The following is an 8,097-nucleotide window of genomic DNA, read 5'->3' as shown; positions in this document are numbered from 1 at the left end:
CAATGGATCGACCGGTTCCATGACCGTAACGGGCTGAAGTACATCGTTCTGGACATGGACAGCTCGGTCAGCCCGACCCATGGCGACCAGGAAGGGTCCGCCTGGAATGGCCATTTCGACTGTAGCTGCTATCACCCCAACTTTCTGTTCAACCAGTTCGGGATGCTGGAACGCTGCGCCCTGCGCCATGGCAACGTCCACAGCGCCGATGGCTGGCGTGATGTTCTCGACCCCGTCATTGCGCGCTACGCGGAGCGCGACCTTGGTGGCAGGTTCTTCCGGGCCGATGCTGCCTACGCGATCCCGGCGATCTATGAGCGATTGGAAGAAGCGCGGTTCTTCTACGCCATCCGGCTGCCCGCAAACGCGGTCCTCAAGGACAAGATCGCGCATCGGCTAACGCGCCCTGTCGGGCGGCCGTCACTGACCAAGGTCAAGCGGTTCTTCGAGGAATTCGAGTATCAGGCGGCGTCCTGGGACAAGGAACGCCGGGTGATCGCCAAGATCGAATGGCATCCGGGCGAACTGTTCCCGCGTGTCGGCTTCATCGTCACCAACCTGCCGATGGAGCCGGACTGGGTGGTGCGGTTCTACAACCAGCGCGGCACCGCCGAGCAGCACATCAAAGAGGGCAAATACGCCTTTCGCTGGACGCGGCTGTCGTGCCGGAAGTTCCGCGACAATGAGGTGCGGCTGCAACTGCACGCCCTGGCGTACAACCTGGCCACCTTCTTGCGCTGCATCGAGCTGCCCGAGGCCATGGCCGACTGGTCGTTGACCAGCCTGCAACTGAAGCTGATCAAGATCGGGGCACGTGTGGTCCGTCACGCCCGCACCATCACCTTCCAGCTGGCCGAGGTCGCTGTCACCGGCACGATGGTACGCGCCATCCTCGCCGCTATCCGCCGATTGCGAGCGCCACCGCTATGCGCATGATCGCGATCCACGCTCAAACTGAACGAAAGCGGCTGGACAGATCTGTCCGCTGCGCTGAAAAACGCCGCCCCTGGGCAAGGAAACAGCGGCTTCGCGGTCTGATCCGTCCAGATCCAGCAGTCTGCGCGACCGCAGGTGCCGCTTGCGGCAGAAAATCCTTGTCTAGCGCTCGGATACAGGCGATCTTCACCTCAAACGACACGCCACTTGGGGAATGCAGGATGAAGTGGGCGACGACCGATGCGATGTCGTGGCGGCGGATCGGGCTGGCAGGCTCGGTCTTTCTCGCCACCCTCGCGCTGTTCGGTGGGCTCGCTTATCATTTCGCGATCGTTGCGATGTGGATGCCGCTGGTCAATTCGGTCGCGTTGATTGCCACGACCCCCTCGGCTCCCTCGGCGCGGCCCTGGCCGATCATGGCGGGGCATGCCGCGACCGCGTTCGTCGGTTCGCTGGCCGGCTGGATGTTCGGCGCTTCGGTGCTGGTCGCGATCATCGCCGCCACGCTCGGCCTGCTGCTGATGATGGCGGCCCGTGCGGTCCATCCGCCCGCGGCGGCGACGGGGCTCGTCTTCACGCTGCATCCGGTGCCCCCGCATGTCGCGGTGCCGCTGCTGATGCTGGGCGCCGGTGCGGTGACGCTGATCGGCATGGCGCTGCGCCGCTGGGATCGCCCGTCCGCATGACCCCCGGATTGGGCATCGCCTGAATTTCGGCTAGGAGCCGGCGGATCGGGATTAGAACGGAATTTCGTCCTCCAGCTCGTTGACGGGAACCGCTGCCCCTTGGAAGTAGTCGGCCGCGCTAGGGGCAGGGGTGAAATCTTCCGGCGCGGTGTCGGCCTTGGGTTCGATGCTGCGGCGGTTCAATACGATCAAGTCACCGACATAGGGGCGGACAACGATCTCGGTCACATACTTCTTTTGCCCGTCATGCTCCCACATCCGCGTTTCAAGCTTGCCCTCAACGATAACGGGCGTTCCCGTCGTAACCTGCTCCTCGATCCGCTTGACGAGAACGGGCGACCAGACAACAACACGATGCCATTCGGTGCGCTCATGCCAGTCGCCGCTTTGCTTGTCCTTCCAGCTCTCCGAAGTCGCAACGCTCAACGTTGCAACACGAATGCCGCCATTGGTCGTTTTTATTTCGGGCTCTCGTCCGATGTTACCGAGTAATTGAACTCTGTTGATGGATTTAGACATTTTTCCTCTCTTTCGGGTGTCTCCTGTTTGGGTGTGATCTGCATGACCTTCCGCACGATCCGGCGCAGGCGTCTTACCTGCACAGGATAAACCTGCGGCGGGATAGGGAAGATTTCGAGGGCCGCGCGTATTTGGTCCTCGTAATCATATTCATAGTGCTTGAAACGCTGTAACATCTGCGGGATGGAAGCGAATTTATAATATTTCGCGCGCTTCTTTTTTCCGATAAGCCATCGCGGCTTTTCGGACCTGTACATGATCGGCGTTCCTGATACGTGTATTTCTACAATCAACATGACCCCATGATTGCACAAATACTTGAAATCATTGTTAAGTCATTATGGAATCCGGCTGCGCCGGATTGCCAAGGGGCTCATTGCCGCCCCTCTTGCCGCTGCGCGGCAATTCACCCGCTAGAATACAGGCACAAAAATGGATGATTTTTCGGGCGGATTCTGCGATAATCGGCGGGCGGTATGCTGGAAAGCCTAGGCCGCCACGGAAATGGATGGCCTGTCGGGGAGACCTCGGCAGGCCGTTCTTTTTCGATCAGGCGGAACGGGTAGGGGTGATGCGGTCGGGACGCGGAAAGCCGCCCTTGGGCTGTGTCTGCCCGTGCCGGTGAAAGATGAGACAAAGCTAATTTGCGGGACCGCTTACAGCCTGATAGTATCATTGTGCTGGCTGCGTAAGTTACACCCTAATTTTTCGCAGTCAGCGCCTAACGCAGCGCACGTTTAAAACGGTTTCTTTCGCAGTTCCCATACATGAACCGAAATTTGCAAACGTGTCATTTGCTAGGCCGCTGCAAGCTTCAAAAGCGTTGCTAAAGTTGCTGCCCCAATATTTTTGCCCCTCCTGAACCGTTCCCAGCATACCGCCCGTTTTCCGAGCGCGAAACAGGAATCTAAGTTCGACCAGTGAAGGCAAATACCAATCTGGGCCGAGTGATCGGCAAAGACGCGCCGCGTTGTACGGCCCGCCGACACTGGCGGCCATCAGATCGTTGGTGTTCAACATGCCGTAATCGACTTTCGCCATAAAGGCGTTATCGGTCGGCAATGGCACGCCGCCATGATTATAGGCGGTACGGCCTGAATCCGCCGCAGTCGTGTAAAGACGATGGTTCGCCCATACACCAAGATAGATGATTCCGCCGCAGGCCTGCCCCTCTTGCAGCAAGGCGCGATTATCGACGCACCATCCGGCGAGGGCAGGGCAGGCCTTCGCGCCGCCGCCCGTGGGCGAGAACACGCCGCAATCCCCGCCGCCTTCGGTGGCGAAGGAATAGCTGGTGCAGCCGCGCAGCTTGAGCCGTTGAACGGCGAGTGTCAGGGTATTCGAACAATCTCCTTGTCTGGTCCCCTCGGCCTTCCCGCGCTCGCTCTCGATCATGGACAAACTGCCCCGGCTGTTGCCGAGCATGGCCCATGACAAAGCCCCGAAAAGCGCGATGGCGACGAATAGAAACAGGATCGCGCCGCCGTATTGGTGAGCGTGTGAGCGTGTGAGCTTGCTCATAGAAGGGTCAGTTTTCCGGTGCGGCCGTAGTGCCAGCCCCAACCGATTCCAAAGATCAGGAGCAAGGCGGCCATGATGGAAAGCGATACAATCGCGCCTTCCGTCGATCCGTCCCATGATCTGACAAGCTTAAATCCAACAGCTCCGGTAAAACCGAGCCACAACCATAAAAACATTTTGAGTTTGTTAGTAATCTTCATCCTGAAATCATATCAGGAGTTGCAGAATACTTGGTTAAGTCGCTATGGAAATTGCCGGATTGCCCTTCTGCACTTTTCGAGGATTTCCCGAATTGCGTTCTCGTAAGCTGGCGATGCGGTGAAGGCCTGCGCCTGCTCGATGCAACGTCCGAGCATGTCGCCATTGCGTTCCGTTATCTCGTCCCGTGTCGGAATCCTCGGCCTATCCACCATCCCAAAAACTCCGTTCCTTGTTCGTGCCGCCCGCAGGGCAAACGAACCCGCCGAAGGCGGCACGATGTTCCTCGTCCCGATGCCCCCATCACACCGACACGCGCAGGGGCAGTCAAACCCCCGAAGGCCGCGAAGCGGCGCGGACCCACGCGCAGCCGAAGGCGAGCATGGGGAGCGGGGTTGATGGCCCGAGCATGTTGGTAGGCTTGTGGCATGGGAGAGAAACAAAAAACTTATCGGGCGCAGCCCGATTCCGCTTCTCTTCACCCCCTCGTCATAGGCGATTGCATAGAATTAAAAGAGGGTAGCGGGGATTCTGCCGCGTTTTCAGGATCACGCTTCTTTGCTTGGATTCCATCCCATATGCGCGCCATCAACTCGGCCATGGCAGGGTCGTCAAAGTCCATGGCAAGCTGTTCGCGCATGGTGAGGGTCGAGCGCATGGCCTCGACGGCGCGGGCGCGTTGAATGGCCTCCCATTCAACATCGTCCGGTATGGGGCTGGTTTCCTTTTTCCGCTCTAGGAGCCGTTTGGCGAGGGCGGGAAGCTTGATGCGGTATGCGTTCGTTGTCTGCTGGACCTGCGGGCCTTCGTTCTTGCCCGTGGGAATATAGCGGCGCACCCATTCAAGGAAACCATGAGCGTGAAGGGCCTTTAGAGCGCGTGTAATGCTGTCTTTGCAGCACCCGACTTGCTCCATGATATAGCGATAAGACGGCTCTACGCGGCCCGAATACGCCGCCAGATTGGCGAGAAATTCGAGGATTTGAAGGGCGGTGCGGCCAAGGACGCGCTTGCCGTTCTCCCGCGCCGTGCGGTCGTACATCGTGGCGGCAATGACGATCTTGCGGGCCTCGGCTTTGCTGATCTTGTCGCGGTACTGCGGGGCGAGACGGTCGAAGCGGTGCGAGTGGCGGCGGATAGGCTGGCCTGTCCGGCGTCCGGCAAAATCGGAAATACTTCTGCGCTTACCTTCGGCGCGGGCGCGTTCCATCGCCCGTTTCACGGATTCCGGCACGTTGAGCGGCGCGGCAGCTTGTACAAATGTCATGATAGTCCCCTTTCGGCTGTGAGGCCGAGGGGTGGGCCGCTCACGGGGGCCAACTTTTCAGTAGGCAAAGCTCCGCCGTGGCAAGAAATGTCTTGCAATCGCGGGCGAGGTGGGGGAAAATCCGAGTTGCAACACTGAGATTTTCTCTTCGGCCTCGCCGGACCAGAAGCCCGCCGCCTCGGCGGGTTTTTGTGTTTTTAGGCTTTGCCCTCCGTGGTCAGGATGCGTTCGGCAACTTCGGCGGGCGTAGGCTCTAGGATGCCCTCGCGCTCATAGTGCGCGATCAGCAAGCTATATGCCTCGTCGTGTAGGTGCTGCTTTGTCTTCTTGGTGAGCGCGTGGAGAAGGAGAACCTTATCCACCTTTGACGCGGCCAGCTTCGCCCCGTGCATCACAAGCGGTTCGTTCGGCTTGGGTTGCTTGACACGGGCGGGAGGCATGGCGGACGTGAGACTCGGCAAAAGTTGCATACTGGCGGGACCATAGGGGCGAGTTTGAGGGTAGGCAAGGAACATAGAATGTTCTAACTTTCGAACTCTGCCAGAGTGTTCGAGATTCGCCCGCCCGTCAATAATCGTCCATGCTGCACCGCAACATGGAGAGGCTTGAATACTGCCAACGGCAAGTAAAAAGACCAGCCCCACACAGCTAAGGGCTTTTTATCTTGCCAAATGCTTGGCAAGTATTTGAAAAAATTTCACATAATGGAGATTATCAGACGCGACGGTCTGAACTCGGGAGTATTCACGCTTGCGGGATTTGCCGTTTATGAGGCAAAATTGAGGGCATGGAAAGCAGGGAAATCACACGGCGTTACCCGTTCGCGCAAGGCGCGATTATAGGTTTCATCCTCTGCACGATAGCCGCCATCCTCGCGCTGATCGTCGGCGGCCTCGCCCGCCTGTTCGGGTGGGTGGAATGAGCCGCAGGCCCGCGAACGACAACGGCGACGCGGACCCGCTGCACGATCTGGCGGGAAATCCGCCGCCTAAATCTCGCTAGAATCGGATCATCCTGCCATAGCCGCTCGCGGCGGGGTCGCTCGGCCTGACAGCGGAGCGACAATCTTCCCGCCAAAGGGAGGTGAGAACAACGACAAACGAAACCACACAGGCCATTATCGGCATTGCTATGCTGATGGTGGCATTCGCCGCTTTGGTGATTAAAATCATCGAGGTGGCCCGCTCCAAGTAGCGGCGGGCGGGGGCGGTGCTGACACGCCGCCCCCAAACGTGAAAGGCCTCGGCTGCTGACACAACCGAGGCCCAATTAGGTCGGTGATCGCAACGACCACTACACCACACAGCCGCTATATACGCCGCATCCGTTACGGATTCAAGAACGCGGCGCAGGTGGACCATATGGGCGAGCAATCCGCCGCCGTGCTACGTCCACCACAACACCGGACCTATGCCGCCATAGGATCGGTGCGCGCGCGTCGATCTCCGCACGCTTCGCCGCCGCGCGCGCGAAAAGGCCGTCTATGAAATCGTGCAGCTCGCGGCTTTCATCGTCGCGCATGGTGCCTCCTACATATCACGATCATAGTCACGCTCGCGCGTGGGTCGTTGGAAATCACGGCGAGGCCTCGGCGCGTCGGTGGTTGGTTTCGACCAATCAATTTTCGCCTTGCTCGGCTCGGCCGCCTTCGATGCCGGCGCCGGCGTTGCCGGCGATGGCGCAGATTTCGACCAATCCGTTTTTGCTCGATCGGGGGCCGCCTTGGTGGTCTGTCGATCGACGATCGCGCGGCCCTGCGGGGTCTTTGCAAACTCGGCCGCCTTATCGACCTTCGGCACTTCGCGGCCGACCTGGCGCGCGGCGGGAACGTCGCCCAGGGGCGAAGGCTGCGGCGATGGCGCGGACACGCTCACACGCTGAACGGGGGCGCGCTCGATCTTCGGCGGCTCCTTGCGCTTGGCTTCGTCAAACTCGCGTTTCACAGGTTCTTTCTCCTGCACTGGCGGGGCATACTTGCGCCGCTCGGGGGTCGTCGGCTTCGGCGGCCGTATGTTGTCGGTCGGGCCTTTGGGCTTCGATGCTGATTTTTCCGCTTCGAGGATCTTCCACGCTTCGGAGATCCGCGCGCGGGCTCTGTTGCAAAGATTGGCGGCAGTCAGAGGTAGGCTGTCGCTCTGCGCCGATCAGGCGGCTGCTGCGAAATGGTGGTTGAGCATGCCCATGGCCTCCGTCAGCGCCGAGGGCCCAATGCCAAAAGCTCTCTCCACAAGGCGCACCTCGCCCCTGATGCCGGGCTGCAGGCACCAGGGGCGAGCCTGTCCTTTGCGCAGGGCTCGCATGACTTCGAATCCCTTGATCGTGGCATAGGCCGTGGGGATCGATTTGAAACCGCGCACCGGCTTGATCAGTATCTTGAGCTTTCCGTGATCGGCCTCGATCACGTTATTGAGATACTTCACCTGCCGGTGGGCCGTCTCCCGGTCCAGCTTTCCTTCGCGCTTCAATTCGGTGATCGCTGCACCATAGCTCGGCGCTTTGTCGGTATTGAGCGTGGCAGGCTTTTCCCAGTGCTTCAGGCCTCGCAGGGCCTTGCCCAGGAACCGCTTCGCTGCCTTGGCGCTGCGGGTCGGCGACAGGTAGAAATCGATCGTGTCGCCCCGCTTGTCGACTGCCCGGTACAGGTAGGTCCACTTGCCCCGCACCTTGACGTAGGTTTCATCCAGGCGCCAGCTCGGATCAAAGCCACGCCGCCAGAACCAGCGCAGCCGCTTCTCCATCTCCGGGGCGTAGCACTGGACCCAGCGATAGATCGTCGTATGGTCGACCGAAATGCCGCGTTCCGCCAGCATTTCCTCAAGGTCGCGATAGCTGATCGGATAGCGACAATACCAGCGCACCGCCCACAGGATCACATCACCCTGGAAATGGCGCCACTTGAAATCCGTCATCGTTCCGTCCGTCCAATCTCCGCCAAGCATGCTCAAGCTTCACGATTTTTGCAACAGAGCC

Annotated in this window: 10 protein-coding genes; 3 read left to right on the top strand and 7 right to left on the bottom strand. The window is 59.8% G+C overall.

Annotation, left to right across the window (positions count from 1 at the left end; translation table 11 throughout):
• Both L288_RS35025 and L288_RS35020 read left to right on the top strand, forming a co-directional pair.
• The coding region (locus L288_RS35025; protein ID WP_021238855.1) for an IS1380-like element IS1247 family transposase at positions 1-936 on the top strand (936 nt) is incomplete at its 5' end.
• A 221-nt stretch (positions 937-1,157) separates the two neighbouring features.
• On the top strand, positions 1,158-1,622 hold the full coding sequence (locus L288_RS35020; protein ID WP_020817765.1) for an HPP family protein: 465 nt from the start codon (positions 1,158-1,160) through the stop codon (positions 1,620-1,622).
• A 51-nt stretch (positions 1,623-1,673) separates the two neighbouring features.
• Here the strand turns inward: L288_RS35020 and ssb are convergent, their stop codons facing one another.
• The 5 genes from ssb to L288_RS0121795 form a co-directional block, all read right to left on the bottom strand.
• A complete protein-coding gene (ssb, locus tag L288_RS35015) occupies positions 1,674-2,141 on the bottom strand; it encodes a single-stranded DNA-binding protein (RefSeq protein WP_020817764.1) in 468 nt (155 codons plus the stop codon).
• A 714-nt stretch (positions 2,142-2,855) separates the two neighbouring features.
• The gene (locus L288_RS35010; protein ID WP_020817763.1) at positions 2,856-3,662 is read right to left on the bottom strand and encodes a hypothetical protein; all 807 of its coding nucleotides are present in this window, start codon (positions 3,660-3,662) and stop codon (positions 2,856-2,858) included.
• Positions 3,659-3,862, bottom strand: a complete 204-nt coding sequence (locus L288_RS35005) for a hypothetical protein (protein WP_021238854.1) — start codon at positions 3,860-3,862, stop codon at positions 3,659-3,661. The genes L288_RS35010 and L288_RS35005 overlap by 4 nt, the downstream gene beginning before the upstream one ends.
• A gap of 476 nt (positions 3,863-4,338) precedes the next feature.
• Positions 4,339-5,127, bottom strand: coding sequence for a helix-turn-helix domain-containing protein (locus tag L288_RS0121800; protein WP_021238853.1), 789 nt, complete (start codon positions 5,125-5,127; stop codon positions 4,339-4,341).
• A 197-nt stretch (positions 5,128-5,324) separates the two neighbouring features.
• Positions 5,325-5,642 carry a hypothetical protein gene (locus L288_RS0121795; RefSeq protein WP_021238852.1) on the bottom strand — a complete coding sequence of 106 codons (318 nt, stop codon included), beginning with the start codon at positions 5,640-5,642 and terminating at the stop codon, positions 5,325-5,327.
• A gap of 272 nt (positions 5,643-5,914) precedes the next feature.
• Between L288_RS0121795 and L288_RS44125 the strand changes: the two genes are divergently transcribed.
• The gene (locus tag L288_RS44125) at positions 5,915-6,049 is read left to right on the top strand and encodes a hypothetical protein (RefSeq protein ID WP_020819401.1); all 135 of its coding nucleotides are present in this window, start codon (positions 5,915-5,917) and stop codon (positions 6,047-6,049) included.
• A 607-nt stretch (positions 6,050-6,656) separates the two neighbouring features.
• Here L288_RS44125 and L288_RS35000 read toward each other — a convergent pair.
• Positions 6,657-7,070, bottom strand: a complete 414-nt coding sequence (locus L288_RS35000; protein WP_020817737.1) for a hypothetical protein — start codon at positions 7,068-7,070, stop codon at positions 6,657-6,659.
• Between the two features lie 201 nt (positions 7,071-7,271).
• A complete protein-coding gene (locus L288_RS34995; RefSeq protein WP_001389365.1) occupies positions 7,272-8,036 on the bottom strand; it encodes an IS6-like element IS6100 family transposase in 765 nt (254 codons plus the stop codon).
• Positions 8,037-8,097 lie beyond the last annotated feature (61 nt).

It is taken from the genome of Sphingobium quisquiliarum P25 (assembly GCF_000445065.1).
In the GTDB taxonomy this organism is placed as follows: Bacteria; Pseudomonadota; Alphaproteobacteria; order Sphingomonadales; family Sphingomonadaceae; genus Sphingobium; species Sphingobium quisquiliarum.
Note: the sequence above shows the minus strand (reverse complement) of the source record. Positions and strands in the feature narration are given on the sequence as shown.